Below are 17422 nucleotides of genomic sequence, written 5' to 3' on the forward strand. Positions count from 1 at the left end.
TTTTATAAGTAAAATTTATATCCAATACCAGTTTGTAAGTCTGGGTTATTGTTTAAAGTTAAATCTTGTTGCAAGTAAAAGTATGTTGTTGTTTTTCTTGAGAATGAATAAATAAAGCTCCAGTAATTATTGTTTTTATAGAGGTTTAATGCACCTTGTCCCCAAGATTTAAAAGCGTCTGGATGGCGTATGGGTATAATGTATTCAAATTCATCTTTTTTATTAAGACTAGTTTGAAGATAAAAGTTTGCACCAAAAGAATGCACAAAGTTTTTACTAGTTTTAAAACTGTACTCAACTGCGTTTTCTAGGTTAGCTATAAAATTATTGCTGCCAAATTCAAGGTTAGAGCTATTAAAGTCAATCAGTCCTTTTCTTAAGAAACCTAAGTTTAATCCTATATTTATTAGGCTTTTGTGGTTAATCTTAAAGGTTTTAACTCCGTTTGTAGATAGTCCAAAATCAATAGATTGATTGTGTTTAGAAAGGTTTGTGCCCAAATGTACACCAACATTAAAAGCAAGCGTATTGTTTTTAGATTTAAAGCTGTCAGGATAGTAATAGTAACTAGTTTCTATGCCAGTTGCAAAAAAATCTCCAGCATTAATATTCATATTATTACCGTTTCTGTCAGTATAATTGATATTGGCTTGGTTTAACCCAAATACTTTTCTGTCAAAAGGATCATCACCACCAGCAATATCTCTATGAAAGTTCTCAATAAACTCATCACCGGTAAGTATTGTAAAAGGTGTTTTTCCTTTTGTTAGAAGATAAGTTCTAAATCCAATTTGTAACTCATGTTTTCTTGCTAATCTAAAGTTTAAGTTAGCTTTAAAACCTTTAATAACGCCATCGTTAGAGATGCTAAAAGAGTCTTTTTCTATGGTGTTTTCATCAAATGCTCTATGAGCAAAATCCCAATCGTATTCTCTAATTACTTCACGATCTGCTTCGTTTTTTGGAATGTATACTTTTAAAGCAGGACTCCAAACATTTCCACTTTCAACACTAATATTAAAAGATGTTTTTTTGGGAGCATTCATTTCAAAATGACCTTGCAAACGCATAAAAAACACACCAAAACTATGTGTAGAGAGTAGGTTAGGCTTATTAATATTTTCTTTACTAAAAAATATGCTGTCCTTAGTTTGACTTACACCTAGTTGTACGATTAAAGCTAAAACTACAAAACAAAAAAAGCGTTGTATCATTGATGGTTTTTAATTGTAAACTACAAAATCTTCTGTATATTTATTATCCAAACTTAAATTTAAGATGAAATCTATAGATATAGCCAATCATAAAATAACACAAAAAGTTCAAATAACCGATTTACCAAGCAAAGTAGATTTAGACGCAGATAAAAAAGAAACCGAAAAAGCATTAAAAAAAGTAAGACGCCAATTAGGCGAACTTCAAGATACCATGTACGCACACGGAAAGTACTCGGTTTTAGTATGCTTACAAGGTATGGATACAGCAGGTAAAGACAGTTTAATTCGTGAAGTCTTTAAAGATTTTAATGCACGTGGTGTAGAAGTAATGAGCTTTAAGGTACCAACCGATTTAGAGCTAAAGCACGATTATCTATGGAGACATTATTTGCATTTGCCAGCTCGTGGTAAATTTGGTGTTCACAATCGTACACATTATGAAAATGTACTTGTAACACGCGTACATCCAGAATATATCTTAAATGAAAAGTTACCCTTTATAAATAGTGTAGAAGATGTAGATGATGCTTTCTGGAACAAACGATTCGAGCAAATCAAAAACTTCGAAAATCATTTAGCAGAAAACGGAACCATCATTTTTAAATTCTTTTTAAACCTATCAAAAGAAGAGCAAAAAAAAAGATTGTTACGACGTTTAGACCTAAAACGTAAAAACTGGAAATTCTCAGCAGGTGACTTAAAAGAGCGTAAACTTTGGGACAATTATATGGCTTGCTACGAAGATGCCATAAATCGCACCAGTACAAATAAAGCACCTTGGTACAATATTCCTGCAGACGATAAACCAACTGCACGATTAATCGTAGCCTCTATTTTATACGATACATTAAAAGAATATACAGATATAAAAGAACCAGAATTAGACGAAAAAACCAAAGCCAATCTACATCTTTACAGAGAACAATTAAATAACGAGTAGTCTTTTTTGGGCGTTACCACAAGGGTCGCGCTTTCACTACTCGCGCTCTATGAGGCGCTCAAACAAACCGTTTAATCGCTAACGCAACAATCATGAAACAGCTTACAATAATCTTAACACTACTACTATTTGCAAATGTCAATGCGCAAACAGATCAAGATGTATTAAAAACCATTTATACACAATCTTTAACCAATGGTAAAAGTTATCAATGGTTAGACCATTTATCAAACAAAATAGGTGGTAGATTATCAGGTTCAGAAAATGCAGAAAAAGCAGTACAATACACAAAATCTGAATTAGAAAAACTAGGTTTAGATAAAGTTTGGCTACAACCGGTAATGGTACCAAAATGGATTAGAGGCGATAAAGAAGTGGCGCATTTTATTACTAATTCAACAACTATTAATGTAAATATTTGTGCACTTGGCGGATCTATAGCTACGCCAAAAAATGGACTTACAGCAAAAGTTATTGAAGTGCAGAATTTTGAAGAATTATCAGTGCTTGGTGAAGAAAAAATAAAAGGAAAGATTGTCTTTTACAACAGACCGATGCAAGCAGATTTAATACAAACCTTTATGGCATATGGAGGTTGTGTAAACCAACGTTATGCAGGAGCAATGGAAGCTATAAAATACGGAGCAGTTGGCGTAATTGTACGATCTATGAATTTACGTCAAGACGATTTACCTCATACCGGAAGTATGTCTTACGGAGATTTACCAAACAATCAACACATCCCATCTGCAGCAATTAGTACAAATGATGCCGATAAACTTTCAGAAGCCTTAAAAAAAGACAGTAATCTAAAGTTTTATTTTAAGCAAAACTGCCAGCAGTTTGATGATGTTTTATCTTACAATGTTATAGGAGAAATTACAGGAACAGAATTTCCTAATCAATATATGATTGTTGGTGGACATCTAGATTCTTGGGATTTAGGAGATGGATCACATGATGACGGTGCAGGCGTAGTACAATCTATGGATGTTTTAAGATTATTAAAAGAAAGTGGTATTAAACCAAAACACAGTATTAGAGTTGTGTTGTTTATGAATGAAGAAAACGGATTACGTGGTGGAAAAAAATACTCAGAAGAAGCAAAAGCTAATAAAGAAACTCATGTTTTTGCTTTAGAAAGTGATGCAGGAGGATTTACACCACGTGGATTTAGCTTTGATTGTAGCGATGCTAATTTTGAAAAAGTACTAAGTTGGAAACCTTTATTCGAGCCATATTTAATCCATTATTTTGAAAAAGGAGGAAGCGGTGCAGATGTAGGACCATTAAAAACTACAAGTAATGTTTTAGCAGGATTAAGACCAGATTCTCAGCGCTATTTTGATCATCATCACGCAGCTAACGATACGTTTGATGCAGTAAATAAAAGAGAGTTAGAGTTAGGTGCAGCAACTATGACTAGTCTTATTTACTTATTTGATAAATATGGTGTAGATAATATCCCAGAAGTTAAAGAATTTAAAAATTAAAATAAAGAGTAATGAAAATATTAGGAATGGTAGGACCTTGGCAAGTATTAATTTTATTAGTTGGTTTATTGTTACCAATAATAGCCTTAGTAGATGTAATAAGAAGCAATTTTAAAGGGTCAAATGATAAATTAATATGGGTATTAGTTATTTTGTTTTTAAATATTTTTGGGGCTTTACTGTATTTTTTAATAGGGACACGTCAAAAAATAAAAAAATAGGGTAATGCAAGCTAAACTACATCAGATACATCCTGTTTTACCTGTAAAAAATGTATTAGAATCGTTAAAGTTTTATGTCAATAAACTTGGATTTACTATCGCTTTTGCAAATGATAGTAAGCAACCAACTTATGCAGGAATTAGACGTGATGATATAGAAATACACTTACAGTGGCACGATGCAAAAGGATGGGATCTTGAGGTAAACCGACCAATGCTTAGAATTGTAACAGAAAATGTTGACATCTTATTTCAAGAATATAACTTTAAAAACGTTTTTAATAAAGATACCAAAGTTAGAAATACAGATTGGGGTACAAAAGAGTTTGCTTTTTATGATATTGATAAAAATGGTTTAGTATTTTATCAAAATAATGGATAATTAAGCAAAGACTTCTTCAGTTATCTCTTTTAATTTTTCTCTAGAAATAGGTTTAACTATATAGTTACTAACCATGTTATATGTTTTTGCTCGTTCTATATCTGTTGGATTTACAGAAGAGCTAACAATATAAACCTTTATTGTTTTTTTAGTTTTAATTCTTATAAATTCATCTAAAAACTGCCAACCATCCATAATTGGCATGTTTAAGTCAAGTAAGATTACATCTGGTAATTCTTCTTCGTTGTAAAGTTTAGATTTTATTGCACGTAAAGCTTCTTTACCGTTATAAAAAAACTTAACTTCTTCTGAGAAGTCTGTTTTATTAATAAGTTTTTTTGCTGTGAAGATGTATATTTCGTCATCATCAATTAAGTAGGTAAGTTTTATTTTTCTCATAACTTAAAGTGTAGATAAAAAGTTGTTCCTAGGTCTAGTTTGCTTTTTACGGTAATTTTACCTTGCATAGCTTCTATTTCGTTCTTTATTAAAAATAGACCTAATCCTCTAGAGTCTTTGTTTTCATGAAAAGTATTATACATACCAAAAATCTTATGTTTATTAAGTTTTAGGTCTATTCCTTTTCCTTTATCTTTAAATTTGACTATAAAGAATTCGTCTTTTAATAAGGAGCTTATTAATATTTCGGGGTCTTTACTGTCCTTTTTGTATTTAATAGAATTAGAAATTAAATTTAAGAAAATACTTTCAAAATAAGCAGGTATTGTTTTTATGTTTATGTTACGATCAACTTTATTGACAATTTTAGCATTTGAAGATTTGATTTTACCTGATAAGCTTTCTACTATTTTATTAATTTCTTCGTATACATTAATTTCTACAAAGTTTTCTTTTAAATGAATATCAGTTTGTGCAACTTCATTTAAATTATGTATTGTTTCGTTAAGTTTCGCAGACGCTTTAGTAAGCATAGGATAAAACTCGTTTTTCTCTATTTCAGGATATTCATCCTTCATAAGATTTAGCAACATGTTAAAGTTAGTTGAGTGTGATCTTAAGTTATGAGATACGATATGCGCGAAATTTAATAAACGCTTATTTTGGTTAGTTGTTATCTTTAATAAAGACTTAATGTTAATCTCTAGACTTTTAGAAGGTGTTATGTCTTGAAAAAGACCATAAAGTTTAACGCATTTATTACCTGAATGTACTGGGTAACCTATGGCTCTTACCCATTTTTTATTACCTTTTTTTGTTGTAATTCTTAATTCTAGGTCCCAATTTTTATTTTCTCTTATAGCGTCATTAACTGCATTAGTGATAGTTTCTTTACATTCTTTATCAGCATAAAACTCTATTGCGTTTTCTAAATTAGGGACAAAATCAGCTTCTACTTCGTGTATGTCTTTAGTAACTTCACTCCATGTAAGATTATTATTTTCAATATCATATTCCCAACTACCAATAGTTGCAGCTTGTTGTATGAATAAAAATAAATCTTTGTGTGAAATGTCTGTTTTTGGGAGAATAAAATTGTTTTTCAATTTAAAATGCTATTAATCAGTTTTTTTTTTAAGGGACTTCAAAAATAGCTTTTTTTTTTAAATTAAAAAGGATAATGATTATCTATTCAATTTTAATTTCTATTTGATTTTTTATTATATCTTCAAACGTTTCTCTTTTTCGTATAAGATGCGCATCTCCATTATACACTAGTACTTCTGCAGGTCTGTATCTTGAGTTGTAATTGCTTGACATACTATAACAATACGCACCAGCGTTACTAAAAGCTAGTATATCATCTTCGTTAATCTCCGTAATTCTTCGATTATTAGCAAAAGTATCAGTTTCGCATATGTAGCCAACAACACTGTAAAAACGTTCGCGTCCATCAGGGTTAGAAATGTTTCTTATTTCGTGTTGTGCGCCATAAAGCATTGGTCTAATTAAGTGATTAAAACCACTATCTACTTGCGCGAAAACAGTTGATGTAGTTTGCTTTACAGCATTTACTTTTACTAAAAATTGACCAGCTTGACTGACTAAAAATTTCCCAGGTTCAAAAGCTAAGGTTAATTTTTTTCCATAGTTTTTGCAAAACTCATTAAATCTTTTGCTAAGTTTTTCTCCAAGCTCTTCAATATTAGTTTCAATATCTCCTTCTTTATAAGGGACTTTAAAACCAGAACCAAAGTCTATGAAATCTAAATTTTTGAAATGCTTAGCGGTATCAAATAAAATCTCACTAGCATATAAGAATACATCTATATCTAAAATATCACTACCAGTATGCATGTGTATACCGTTAATGTTCATTTTAGTATTCTCTACAATACGAAGTATGTGTGGAATTTGGTATATAGAAATTCCAAATTTGCTATCAATATGACCAACAGAAATATTAGTATTACCACCAGCCATAACATGTGGATTTATCCTAATACAAACAGGTGTTTTTGGGTGTTTAGTACCAAATTGTTCTAAAATAGAAAGGTTGTCAATGTTAATTTGTACACCAAGTTTTGCTGCGGTTTCTATTTCTTCTAAAGAAACTCCGTTTGGTGTGTAAATTATTTGTTCTGGTTTAAAACCAGCCTTTAAACCAAGCTGTACTTCTTGTATAGAAACAGTATCAATTCCTGATCCTAATTTTTTCATTAATTTTAGTACAGAAACATTAGATAATGCTTTTACAGCATAGTTAATTTTTAAACTTTTAACATTACTAAATGCAGCTGTTAGTCTATTATATTGACTTACAATCTTATCGGCATCATAAACGTAAACAGGACTACCAAAGTCCTTAGCAATTTGTAGAAGTTGACTGTTTTCCATACATCAATTTTTTGTCAAAGGTATTTTTTTAGAAGGATATATAAAGGAATACTTTATAATATTACAAATTTGATACAAACTGTTAATTATTTAACAAATAAGAAAATTCTATTTAAAAGAATTATCTTTTTTAGCAACTAAATATTAGGGTAAGTAAAAGTGATTATTTATTTTTGTTGAACTTAAAATTTTACTTTAAACAAGATGAATTTACACGAATATCAAGGAAAAGAATTATTAAGCAGTTTTGGTGTACGCATCCAACGCGGATTAGTTGCCCAAACAGCAGACGAAGCAGTTGCAAAAGCTAAACAATTAACAGAAGAGACTGGTACAGGTTGGCACGTTATTAAAGCACAAGTTCACGCTGGTGGACGTGGTAAAGGTGGCGGAGTTAAACTTGCTAAAAACCTAGACGAAGTTAAAGAAATAGCTGGTCAAATTATAGGAATGGACCTTGTAACGCCTCAAACTTCTGCCGAAGGTAAACGTGTTCACCAAGTATTAGTAGCAGAAGATGTATACTATCCTGGAGATTCTGAGCCAAACGAATTTTACATGTCTGTACTTTTAAATAGAGGTAATGGTCGTAACATGATTATGTACTCTACAGAAGGAGGAATGGATATAGAAGAAGTAGCAGAAAAAACACCTCATTTAATATTTACTGAAGAAATAGATCCAGCAACAGGAATTTTACCTTTCCAAGCACGTCGTGTAGCTTTTAACTTAGGTTTAAGCGGTACTGCGTTTAAAGAAATGACAAAATTTGTTACAGCATTATATACAGCTTACGACAAATCTGATGCTTCATTATTTGAAATTAATCCTGTATTAAAAACAAGTGATGATAAAATTATGGCAGTAGATGCTAAAGTAACTTTAGATGCTAACGCATTATACAGACATAAAGATTTAGCAGAATTACGTGACCTACGTGAAGAAAGCCCAATTGAAGTTGAAGCTGGAGAATTAGGATTAAACTATGTAGACCTTGACGGAAACGTTGGTTGTATGGTTAACGGTGCTGGTTTAGCTATGGCTACAATGGATTTAATTAAGCAAGCAGGTGGTGAGCCAGCTAATTTCTTAGATGTTGGTGGTACTGCAGATGCTGCTCGTGTAGAAGCTGCTTTTAGAATTATTTTAAAAGATCCAAACGTAAAAGCTATCTTAATTAATATTTTTGGTGGTATTGTACGTTGTGATCGTGTTGCGCAAGGTGTTGTAGATGCTTATAAAAATATGGGTGATGCAATACAAGTACCAATTATTGTAAGATTACAAGGTACTAACGCAGATATCGCAAAAGAATTAATTGACAACTCAGGATTAGATGTATTAAGTGCAACTGAATTCCAAGAAGCTGCAGATAAAGTACAAGAAGTATTATCTTAATATTTCGTAATTATAAAAAAAAGAGCAACTTAATAGTTGCTCTTTTTTTTATTTGTTTTTATTGTCTTATAAATGTAAACCACATTCTGTTTTTGGGTTGTTATTCCATCGACCAGATCGGTCTTCTCCAGGAACAGTACAATGCTTACAACCTATAGAGTGATACCCTTTAGATACTAATGGATGAAAAGGAAGTTGATGCTCTTCAATATAAGCATCACGCTCTTCTTTTGTTACATCTAAAAGCGGATAAAATTTTAAAATATCACCTCTTAGTTCAAAAATATCCAAAGTAGCTCTGTGGTCACTTTGCCATTTTATTAAACCAGAAACCCAAACTTTATATTGGTTTTTAATAAGGTCTAAAGGCTTTACTTTGTTAATAGAGCAACAAAAATCAGGGTTTTTTCGCCAAGTTTCGTCTTTAGTAGTAAACTCATGTTCTTCTTTTAAAGCACCTATAGAAGCAACATTTAAACCATATTTTTTAGTTAATGCTTCTTTATATTTTAAAGTATCTTCAAAATGATAACCTGTATCAATAAAATATACTTTTTGAGTTTTGTTTACATCAGAAACTAATTTTAATAAAAAAGCAGATGTTGCAGCAAAAGAGCTGGTTAACATCACGTCTTCTTGTTTAAAATCTTTATAAAGTTCTGCTATTCTTTCTGTAACCGATAAGGTTTTATATTTTTTGTTTAGCGCTTTTATTTCTTCTTCAGAAATGTTAGGCTTAACTATTGTTTTGGGAGTTGTCTCGAACATAATCAATCTTTACGAACTTGCAAGATAGCAATGATTTTTTTGATATGAAATTTGTCGAAAAATTTTTAAGTAATTACAATAAAAACTACAGTTTAATTATTGAATTGTCTGTTTAATTGTGTTTTTAATACAATATAAAAACTAGTTTATTAGTCTTTTTTTGACTTTGGCTTATTAAAGTTTTTCTTGTTATTAAATTTTTTTGTATTTGTTTTTGTTGTAGGATTACTTTTTGGTTGCTCTCCTTTTTTAGGCATTGGTCCACGTAAATGAATAATAAGACCGTTTAAAAAATTACGTAAGATTTGATCACCACATTCTACATAATTAGGATGATCTTCACGTCTAAAAAAAGCACTTAATTCAGACTTTGTAACTCTAAAATCAACAAGAGCTAAAATTTCAATTATATCAGTATCACGAAGCTTATGAGCAACTCTTAGTTTTTTGAAAATATCGTTGTTTGTCATGTTTAAGTATTTGAAAATCAATAATTAAAACTGTATTTTTATTGGGTTATAAAGATAAAATACGTTTAAATACGTTGTAAAACTACTCATTTTTCGATAAGTGGCACACTTTTAACGACTATAAAAAAAACATAATACGTAATTTTATAAAAGAAAAAAATAGTTATGTCTAACCGAGTTGAGAAATTAAGTCTTTTATCAGAAATGATTGCTTTTGCAAAAGAAGATGATACTTTAAAGCCTATTGAGTTTAATTTTTTATTAGGTGTATCTAAACAACTAAACATTTCTAGAGAAGATTTTGATTATTTAATTTCAAACCCGATAGGAGGTATTACTTTAAAATCTTATAGTGAACGTATTGTACAGTTTCATAGGTTAGTTTTATTAGCTCATTTAGATAGTAGTAAAAATCCAGCAGAAGAAGCTAAACTATTTAATTACGGACTTAAAATGGGCTTAAATCACGATTCAATATTGCGTGTTCTTTATCTTATGGACGGTTTTCCTGATCGTATTGTTCCAGCTGCAGTTTTAATAGATATATTTAGAACTCAGTATAATTAGCTTTTAATAGCTTCTAATTTTTCTTGATAGGCTTTAATCTCATCACGTAATTGTGCTGCAACAATAAAATCTAAAGCTTTTGCAGCTTGCTCCATAGTTTTTCGTTTTTCTCTAATTTTCTTTTCTAATTCAGGTTTACTTAAATATTCGCTTTCTGGTTCTGCAGCTTTAGCAGCTTCCAACTCATAACTATAAGTACTAACTGAGTTTTTAGCTAAAACACTATCTAAGTTTTTCTTTAGTGCTTTTGGTGTGATATTATTGTCTGTATTGTAAGCAATTTGTTTTTGGCGTCTGTATTCGGTTTCATCAATAGTTTGTTGCATACTTTTGGTTATTTTGTCTGCATACATTATTGCTTTACCATTTAAGTTACGTGCAGCACGACCAACAGTTTGGGTTAAGGATCTGTTAGATCTTAAAAAACCTTCTTTATCTGCATCTAAAATAGCTACTAAAGATACTTCTGGTAAGTCTAAACCTTCACGAAGCAAGTTTACACCAACTAATACATCAAACAAGCCTTTACGCAAGTCTTGCATAATTTCAACACGTTCTAAAGTATCTACATCACTATGTATGTAGCGCACACGTATTTGAATTCGGCTTAGGTATTTTGTTAATTCTTCAGCCATTCGTTTTGTTAGGGTTGTAACTAATGTACGCTCGTCTTTTTCAACACGTTGCTGGATTTCTTCAATTAAATCATCAATTTGATTTAAGCTTGGTCTTACCTCAATAATTGGATCTAATAAACCTGTTGGTCTAATTACTTGCTCTACGTAAACACCATCTGTTTTTTCAAGTTCGTAATCTGCTGGCGTTGCAGATACATAAATCACTTGATTTTGTAATGCTTCAAACTCTTCAAACTTTAACGGTCTATTATCCATCGCAGCAGGTAATCTAAAGCCGTATTCTACTAAGTTTTCCTTACGACTTCTATCGCCGCCATACATAGCGTGAACTTGAGAAATGGTCACATGACTCTCGTCTACTACCATTAAATAATCATCAGGAAAATAATCTAATAAACAGAATGGACGCGTACCAGGCTCGCGACCATCTAAGTATCTAGAGTAATTTTCTATACCAGAACAATAGCCTAATTCTCTAATCATTTCAAGATCAAATTCGGTACGTTCTTTAAGTCGTTTTGCTTCAAGATGTTTACCAATATCTTTAAAATAATCGTGTTGCTTAACTAAATCATCCTGAATTTGTCTTATTGCACCTTGCAGTACATCTGGTGATGTTACAAACATATTTGCAGGATAAATGTTTAAGCGATTATAATGCTCTATGACTTCGTTAGTTTGGATGTTAAATTGCTCTATATCTTCAATTTCGTCACCAAAAAAGTGAATTCTAAATGCATCATCAGCATAACTAGGAAATACATCTATGGTATCTCCTTTAATTCTAAAATTACCATGTCTGAAATCTGCTTCGGTACGAGAGTACAAGCTTTGAACTAACATGTGAAGTAGTTTAGTGCGTGATATTTCTTGATCAACTTCTAAACTTATTACGTTTTTTTGAAATTCAATAGGATTACCAATACCATATAAACACGAAACAGAAGCAACTACTAAAACATCGCGTCTACCAGAAAGTAAAGACGATGTTGTGCTAAGTCGCATTTTTTCGATTTCTTCATTAATCGATAAATCTTTTTCTATGTAAACACCAGATGTTGGTATATAAGCTTCTGGTTGGTAATAATCATAGTACGATACAAAATACTCTACAGCATTATCAGGGAAAAACTGTTTAAATTCAGAATATAACTGAGCTGCTAAAGTCTTGTTATGTGCTAAAACTAACGTTGGTTTTTGTACTTCTTCTATAACATTAGCAACCGTAAATGTTTTACCAGATCCAGTAACACCAAGTAAGGTTTGGTATTTTTCATTATTATCTAAACCACTTGCTAATTGCTTAATAGCTTGTGGTTGATCACCTGTTGGCTTAAATTCTGATTTTATTTTGAATTTCATATTGTAAAATTACTGAATAAAAATCAGATATTTTCTTTTATAAAAGTTAACGTTTTAAGGTGAAGTGACCTTTAAGCTGTTCTCCAGATTTTAAGTTAATAAGATACCAATAATCGTTAGTAGGTAAAACGTTTCCGTTATACATACCATTCCAACTTAAATGAACAGTAGAAACTTGTTTTAACAATTTTCCATACCTATCAAAAATGTAAATTTCTTTTATGATTTGATTAGGATCTATAATTTGCCAAACTTGATTGTAAGCATCTCCGTTTGGAGTGAAATACTTAGGGATGAAAAGCTCATTTACAACAGAAACATTTATATCAAAATTTAACTGTCTAACTACACAACCATTAATATCTCTTACAAATAATGTGTACGTTCCGTTTGATAAGTTTGAAAAAGTATTACTGTTTTGAAAAGTTATATTGTCTAAAGAATACTCATAAAATATAGTATTGTCTGACATAGAAACTGTTATAGTATCTTCAATAATTGATATGTTATTTTGATCTAAAGTGAAATCAATATTTAAGACTGTTACCGTAAAGCTAGACTCGTTGCTACAAGTATTTGGCGCAGTACCAATTTCATTATAAATATAGATAGTTTGTGATGTAGAAATAATATCTCCAGCGTTTAACATCGTTCCGCTACCATTAGCACCAGTAAAATAATTACCGTTGGTTAATGTTGGTAAAGTATAATCTTGACAAACGGTTTGGTCAGCAATCGTATCTACTGGCGGATTACCAGAAACTGTTACAGTAAAGCTAGACTCGTTGCTACAAGTATTTGGCGCGGTACCAAATTCGTTATAAATATAGATAGTTTGCGATGTAGAAATGACATCTCCAGCGTTTAACATCGTTCCGCTACCATTGGCACCAGAAAAATAATTACCGTTAGTTAGAGTAGGTAAGGTATAATCTTGACAAACGGTTTGATCTGAGATAGTATCAACTGGTGGATTACCAGATATTGTTACCGTAAAGCTAGACTCGTTGCTACAAGTATTTGGCGCAGTACCAATTTCATTATAAATATAGATAGTTTGCGATGTAGAAATGACATCTCCAGCGTTTAGCATGGTTCCGCTACCGTTAGCACCAGTAAAATAATTACCATTGGTTAAAGTAGGTAAAGTATAATCTTGACAAACGGTTTGGTCAGCAATCGTATCAACTGATGGATTACCTGAAACTGTTACCGTAAAACTAGACTCGTTGCTACAAGTATTTGGCGCAGTACCAATTTGATTATAAATATAGATAGTTTGTGATGTAGAAATAATATCTCCAGCGTTTAACATCGTTCCGCTACCATTGGCACCAGAAAAATAATTACCGTTAGTTAATGTTGGTAAAGTATAATCTTGACAAACGGTTTGGTCTGAGATAGTATCAACTGGCGGATTACCGGATATTGTTACCGTAAAGCTAGACTCGTTGCTACAAGTATTTGGCGCAGTACCAATTTCATTATAAATATAGATAGTTTGTGATGTAGAAATGACATCTCCAGCGTTTAGCATGGTTCCGCTACCGTTGGCACCAGAAAAATAATTACCGTTAGTTAATGTTGGTAAAGTATAAACTTGACAAACGGTTTGGTCTGAAAGAGTATCAACTTGTGGATTTAAGATATAAAGTTGAGCGGTATTACTGTATAAATTGCAATCTGCAGAAACCATTTGACAGTAATATTGACTGTTATCTAAAGCAGTTGGTGCATTTGTAATCGATAAAGTATTAGTGTTAACTCCAGAAAAAGTAGAGTCGTTATTTAATGGAACCCAAACACCAACAGCATTTAAAGAAAACCATTGGTAAGTATATGAACCTGTATCTACATTTGTTGTAAAACTTATATTTGAATTATCACAAATTGTTTGAGAGTTTGGATGAGTTATCGTTGGATTACTACTATTAAAGTTTGTTGTATGGCTATCTAAATCACTACAATCTTCTGTGCCAGATATAGACCAGTCTGAAGCGTTAAAAATATTAATAGGAGCAATAGCGTTAGGGTTTCTTATAAAACTATAGCCTCTTTCGTTTAAAGCTTCTACTACATCGATAACGACACCATTTTTAAGTAATTTAAATTCATCATTATCGTTAAAACCAGAACCAACACTTTCGTCTGCAGAAACAGAACAGGTATTTCCATTGCTACCCATTTGCAAGATATAAGTTTGTTGTGGCCCAATTGAGTTAACTAAAGGAACAGTTATAGAAGGTGTAGCATTACCAATATCTCCGTAGCGTTCTATATCATAAATGCCATCTAAAGTTACAGTGGTGTTGGAAGGGTTGTAAAGTTCTATAACTCCATAACTTCCAGGTTCTGAGTCATATATTTCTGAAATATAAATTTCGCTAGTATTACAAGAAGAATCTAATACATTTATTTGCGTTGCTGCTGTTGTAGAACAACCACCAGAAGTATTTATTATTAAATCTGATAAACCATTAGTTCCTGTAGGAATAAAAACTTCTAAATGAGTATTGTCAATGATGTTATAAGTCGCAGAAATACCTTCAATAGTGATTTGAGATGTTGTAGAAAAATTGCTGCCATTTATAGTAATTAACGTGTTTGCGGGACCAGAACTAGGGTTAATTGTATTAATTATTGGGTCTGGACAACTTGTAGCTAAAAGCGTATTACTAGAAAGAACTATTAATGCTAATAAAAAATAAATATGTTTCATTTGTATAAATTGGACGGCAAATAAAACAATATTTTATCTTATTTGTGTTAAGTAAAAGTTAGTTGTTTATCTTTTTAAAGCAAAATGACTTCTATATATTCTACCATTGGTGTCTGTAAGTAAAAACCAATAGTCATTTGCTGGCATTAACCGTCCTCTGTAAGTTCCGTCCCAGCCTTTTGTGTTTGGGTTAATGATATGTAAAAGTTTACCGTAGCGATCAAAAATTTTAACATCAAGATTAGTGTTGTAACCATCTGTCATTCCGTATGGTTTCCAATAATCATGAATTGTATCATTATTTGGTGTAAAGTATTTAGGAAAACCAATTATTGCTATTGTTTGCTCTATAGTTTGACAGCCGTTAATTTCTGTAACATAAACAGTATGTAAACCAGCTGAAACATTAGTAAAAGTATTACTATCTTGATAAGGTTGACCGTCTATTGCGTAACTAAATTGACCAGTATTTTCTAAATTTATAGTTACTGTATTGTTATTAGAATAGTCTGTGTAATCTATACTTTCTATTATTGGTGCTTCAATTGGATTTACAATTATATTTCTTGAGTTTGAGCAACCGTTAGGATCTGTAATAATTACGGTATAGGTACCAATTTCATTAATATCAATAAAACTTGTGTTAACTCCTGTATCTATTCCATTTAATAACCATTGGTAATAATAATTGCTTGGCGAGTCATTTAAAACTCCACCATAAAGGGTTATCGTTTCAGGATAATTATTTAAGCAGTAATCAAAAGTTTGATCTGCTTCTATTTGTGGTGTGTATAACACAGATAAATCTACATTAGTAACTGCAAAACATTCATTACCATTACTAGTAACTTTAGCAAATATGGTTTGAAAATTAGCTTCGGTATTTTCAAAGCTTAAAGGTAAAGGGTTTGTTTCCACGAAAGCGTTATCTATACTTTGATAAAATGTTATTGTTGAATTTGCAGGAACAGCATTAGCAATTTGCGATTGTACTTGGGTTAAATCAAAGGTTGTAAAACCGTCTAATTCACCTTCATCGCAAGCGTCTAAAGAAAAACTTGGTAATGTATTATTTGAAATACTTAAGTTAACTTCTGCTATGCTAGAACAATTAGACTGAGTAGAGCTAACCAATGCAAATACAGTTTGATTTATTTGTGTGTTATTAAAACTATCAGGCGTTTGTATTGGGTTAATTTGTTGTTGCGCATCATTAAAATCAGTAAAATAATCTACTACAAATAAATTGCTATCATTGTTTATAATAGTCTGCTCTGCATAGTTTAGGTTAAATGTGGTATATCCATCTTGATCAATATCGCAATTTGTTAATGATGTGTTTTGAACGATAGGTTGTTGAAACTCTTCAATAACAACTTCACCATAAGAAATGCATCCATTATTTAAAGTAACTTCTACACTGTAAGTTCCTGGAGAATCTACTATATAATTAGAAGTAATTTCAGGTTGCAAAACATTATCTTTAAACCAAGCATAAGCTGTTGCGTTTGGTTGAGATGCGTCTAATGTTGTGGTGTCATTTTCGCATAATGCGTTATTTGTGTTTTGAAGTAAATTAGGACCTAAGTCTGTGTATAATTCAAAACTACTAGCTTCTAAAAAGACTGCTGAATCATAACGGTAATTTTGCTCGTCTGCTATAACTAATTTTACCTCATAAGTAACATTAGGAGTTGTGTTTGCAATAGCAGTAAGTACAGCTGTTTGGCCATTAAAATTTATTGGTGCATTACTGTTATTCCAACTACCAAAGTAAGCTTGGTTTTCTTCTTGACAAGCACCAGGTATTCCTGGATGTACCGTTGTTACCTTTACCGGAGTATTAGTTTCTGGTACCAAAGCGATGTTTTCGTACTGTTGTGTGCCACTTTGCCTAATTAAAAATCCAAATAAATCTGAATATTGACAGGTGTTGGGATTACCTTCTTGATATTCTTCTGATGCAAATAAATATCTAAAGCTTATTTGGTTAGCAGGTGCAGTAAATTCAAACTCTATAATGGTAGCATTAATCGTATTGCTTTCATTTAAAATTTGTTCTAAATCTGTGTCTCCTTGCCAATTACTAGCATTATCATCGCTTAATGAAGTGTTTGGTCCGTTTACGTTAGAGAGTTTACCTGTACTTAAAACAACACCTTCTTGAAATGGAAATGAAGATCCGTTTGCATTAAAATACCCGTAACTTAAATCGTTTGTGTTAAAATTACCACCAACAACATTAGTGACTTGAACATTAGATATACACGCATTACCTATTAAAACATCCTCAATTAATTGTTGTGGTGTGTAAGATGTCCAATCTGTAGTTACATTTTGTGATACAGCTAAATTTATACTTAGTAAAATAAATAAAATAAATGCTTGTCTCATACATTTTAAACTGGCATGCAAATGTACGTAACAAATCTAATTATTAAGACTATAAAA

General features: G+C 31.4%; 15 protein-coding genes. 6 read left to right on the forward strand and 9 right to left on the reverse strand.

Annotation, left to right across the window (positions count from 1 at the left end):
• Positions 1 to 2: 2 nt before the first annotated feature.
• Positions 3 to 1214: a hypothetical protein gene (locus tag ACEQT4_RS01790; protein WP_370225726.1), complete on the reverse strand. Its 1212-nt coding sequence runs from the start codon at positions 1212 to 1214 to the stop codon at positions 3 to 5.
• A 64-nt stretch (positions 1215 to 1278) separates the two neighbouring features.
• Here ACEQT4_RS01790 and ACEQT4_RS01795 point away from each other — a divergent pair, with 64 nt between their 5' ends.
• The 4 genes from ACEQT4_RS01795 to ACEQT4_RS01810 all read left to right on the forward strand — a co-directional run bounded on the left by ACEQT4_RS01795 (position 1279) and on the right by ACEQT4_RS01810 (position 4253).
• A complete protein-coding gene (locus ACEQT4_RS01795) occupies positions 1279 to 2157 on the forward strand; it encodes a PPK2 family polyphosphate kinase (RefSeq protein ID WP_370225727.1) in 879 nt (292 codons plus the stop codon).
• 92 nt (positions 2158 to 2249) lie between these two features.
• Positions 2250 to 3650, forward strand: coding sequence for a M20/M25/M40 family metallo-hydrolase (locus ACEQT4_RS01800; protein ID WP_370225728.1), 1401 nt, complete (start codon positions 2250 to 2252; stop codon positions 3648 to 3650).
• A gap of 11 nt (positions 3651 to 3661) precedes the next feature.
• Positions 3662 to 3871 (forward strand): PLD nuclease N-terminal domain-containing protein, encoded by a 210-nt coding sequence (locus ACEQT4_RS01805; protein ID WP_027880775.1) that lies wholly within the window; start codon positions 3662 to 3664, stop codon positions 3869 to 3871.
• Between the two features lie 4 nt (positions 3872 to 3875).
• Positions 3876 to 4253 (forward strand): VOC family protein, encoded by a 378-nt coding sequence (locus ACEQT4_RS01810; RefSeq protein ID WP_370225730.1) that lies wholly within the window; start codon positions 3876 to 3878, stop codon positions 4251 to 4253.
• Here the strand turns inward: ACEQT4_RS01810 and ACEQT4_RS01815 are convergent, their stop codons facing one another.
• From ACEQT4_RS01815 to lysA, 3 genes are all read right to left on the reverse strand, one after another.
• Complete coding sequence (locus tag ACEQT4_RS01815) at positions 4254 to 4652, reverse strand: response regulator (protein ID WP_027880777.1); 399 nt, start codon at positions 4650 to 4652, stop codon at positions 4254 to 4256.
• Entirely contained in the window at positions 4649 to 5758 is a 1110-nt protein-coding gene (locus ACEQT4_RS01820) for an ATP-binding protein (protein ID WP_370225731.1), read from the reverse strand. Before ACEQT4_RS01820 ends, ACEQT4_RS01815 begins: the two co-directional genes overlap by 4 nt.
• A gap of 82 nt (positions 5759 to 5840) precedes the next feature.
• Positions 5841 to 7049 (reverse strand): diaminopimelate decarboxylase, encoded by a 1209-nt coding sequence (gene lysA, locus ACEQT4_RS01825; protein WP_370225732.1) that lies wholly within the window; start codon positions 7047 to 7049, stop codon positions 5841 to 5843.
• Between the two features lie 204 nt (positions 7050 to 7253).
• Between lysA and sucC the strand changes: the two genes are divergently transcribed.
• On the forward strand, positions 7254 to 8447 hold the full coding sequence (gene sucC, locus ACEQT4_RS01830; protein ID WP_027880780.1) for an ADP-forming succinate--CoA ligase subunit beta: 1194 nt from the start codon (positions 7254 to 7256) through the stop codon (positions 8445 to 8447).
• Positions 8448 to 8513: 66 nt separating this feature from the next.
• On the opposite strand, the gene ACEQT4_RS01835 is transcribed toward sucC, so the two are convergent.
• Entirely contained in the window at positions 8514 to 9215 is a 702-nt protein-coding gene (locus ACEQT4_RS01835) for a phosphoadenylyl-sulfate reductase (RefSeq protein ID WP_370225734.1), read from the reverse strand.
• Between the two features lie 149 nt (positions 9216 to 9364).
• Positions 9365 to 9685: a DUF1456 family protein gene (locus ACEQT4_RS01840; protein ID WP_370225735.1), complete on the reverse strand. Its 321-nt coding sequence runs from the start codon at positions 9683 to 9685 to the stop codon at positions 9365 to 9367.
• A 165-nt stretch (positions 9686 to 9850) separates the two neighbouring features.
• Here ACEQT4_RS01840 and ACEQT4_RS01845 point away from each other — a divergent pair, with 165 nt between their 5' ends.
• Complete coding sequence (locus tag ACEQT4_RS01845) at positions 9851 to 10252, forward strand: TerB family tellurite resistance protein (protein WP_223076299.1); 402 nt, start codon at positions 9851 to 9853, stop codon at positions 10250 to 10252.
• On the opposite strand, the gene uvrB is transcribed toward ACEQT4_RS01845, so the two are convergent.
• The 3 genes from uvrB to ACEQT4_RS01860 form a co-directional block, all read right to left on the reverse strand.
• Entirely contained in the window at positions 10249 to 12252 is a 2004-nt protein-coding gene (gene uvrB, locus ACEQT4_RS01850) for an excinuclease ABC subunit UvrB (RefSeq protein ID WP_370225737.1), read from the reverse strand. The two genes, ACEQT4_RS01845 and uvrB, sit on opposite strands and share 4 nt — an antisense overlap.
• A gap of 46 nt (positions 12253 to 12298) precedes the next feature.
• Positions 12299 to 14971 carry a T9SS type B sorting domain-containing protein gene (locus ACEQT4_RS01855; protein ID WP_370225738.1) on the reverse strand — a complete coding sequence of 891 codons (2673 nt, stop codon included), beginning with the start codon at positions 14969 to 14971 and terminating at the stop codon, positions 12299 to 12301.
• A gap of 66 nt (positions 14972 to 15037) precedes the next feature.
• On the reverse strand, positions 15038 to 17365 hold the full coding sequence (locus ACEQT4_RS01860; protein ID WP_370225739.1) for a choice-of-anchor L domain-containing protein: 2328 nt from the start codon (positions 17363 to 17365) through the stop codon (positions 15038 to 15040).
• Between the last annotated feature and the right edge of the window lie 57 nt (positions 17366 to 17422).

The sequence above is a fragment of the Mesoflavibacter sp. genome, assembly GCF_964226795.1.
Lineage (GTDB): Bacteria > Bacteroidota > Bacteroidia > Flavobacteriales > Flavobacteriaceae > Mesoflavibacter > Mesoflavibacter zeaxanthinifaciens.

Coding starts and splice junctions, on each gene's coding strand:
- ACEQT4_RS01800 (WP_370225728.1), top strand. CDS start 2,250: ATGAAACAGCTTACAATAATCTTAACACTACTACTATTTGCAAATGTC.
- ACEQT4_RS01815 (WP_027880777.1), bottom strand. CDS start 4,652: ATGAGAAAAATAAAACTTACCTACTTAATTGATGATGACGAAATATAC.
- ACEQT4_RS01805 (WP_027880775.1), top strand. CDS start 3,662: ATGAAAATATTAGGAATGGTAGGACCTTGGCAAGTATTAATTTTATTA.
- ACEQT4_RS01855 (WP_370225738.1), bottom strand. CDS start 14,971: ATGAAACATATTTATTTTTTATTAGCATTAATAGTTCTTTCTAGTAAT.
- ACEQT4_RS01810 (WP_370225730.1), top strand. CDS start 3,876: ATGCAAGCTAAACTACATCAGATACATCCTGTTTTACCTGTAAAAAAT.
- ACEQT4_RS01840 (WP_370225735.1), bottom strand. CDS start 9,685: ATGACAAACAACGATATTTTCAAAAAACTAAGAGTTGCTCATAAGCTT.
- ACEQT4_RS01845 (WP_223076299.1), top strand. CDS start 9,851: ATGTCTAACCGAGTTGAGAAATTAAGTCTTTTATCAGAAATGATTGCT.
- sucC (WP_027880780.1), top strand. CDS start 7,254: ATGAATTTACACGAATATCAAGGAAAAGAATTATTAAGCAGTTTTGGT.
- ACEQT4_RS01795 (WP_370225727.1), top strand. CDS start 1,279: ATGAAATCTATAGATATAGCCAATCATAAAATAACACAAAAAGTTCAA.
- ACEQT4_RS01790 (WP_370225726.1), bottom strand. CDS start 1,214: ATGATACAACGCTTTTTTTGTTTTGTAGTTTTAGCTTTAATCGTACAA.
- lysA (WP_370225732.1), bottom strand. CDS start 7,049: ATGGAAAACAGTCAACTTCTACAAATTGCTAAGGACTTTGGTAGTCCT.
- uvrB (WP_370225737.1), bottom strand. CDS start 12,252: ATGAAATTCAAAATAAAATCAGAATTTAAGCCAACAGGTGATCAACCA.
- ACEQT4_RS01835 (WP_370225734.1), bottom strand. CDS start 9,215: ATGTTCGAGACAACTCCCAAAACAATAGTTAAGCCTAACATTTCTGAA.
- ACEQT4_RS01860 (WP_370225739.1), bottom strand. CDS start 17,365: ATGAGACAAGCATTTATTTTATTTATTTTACTAAGTATAAATTTAGCT.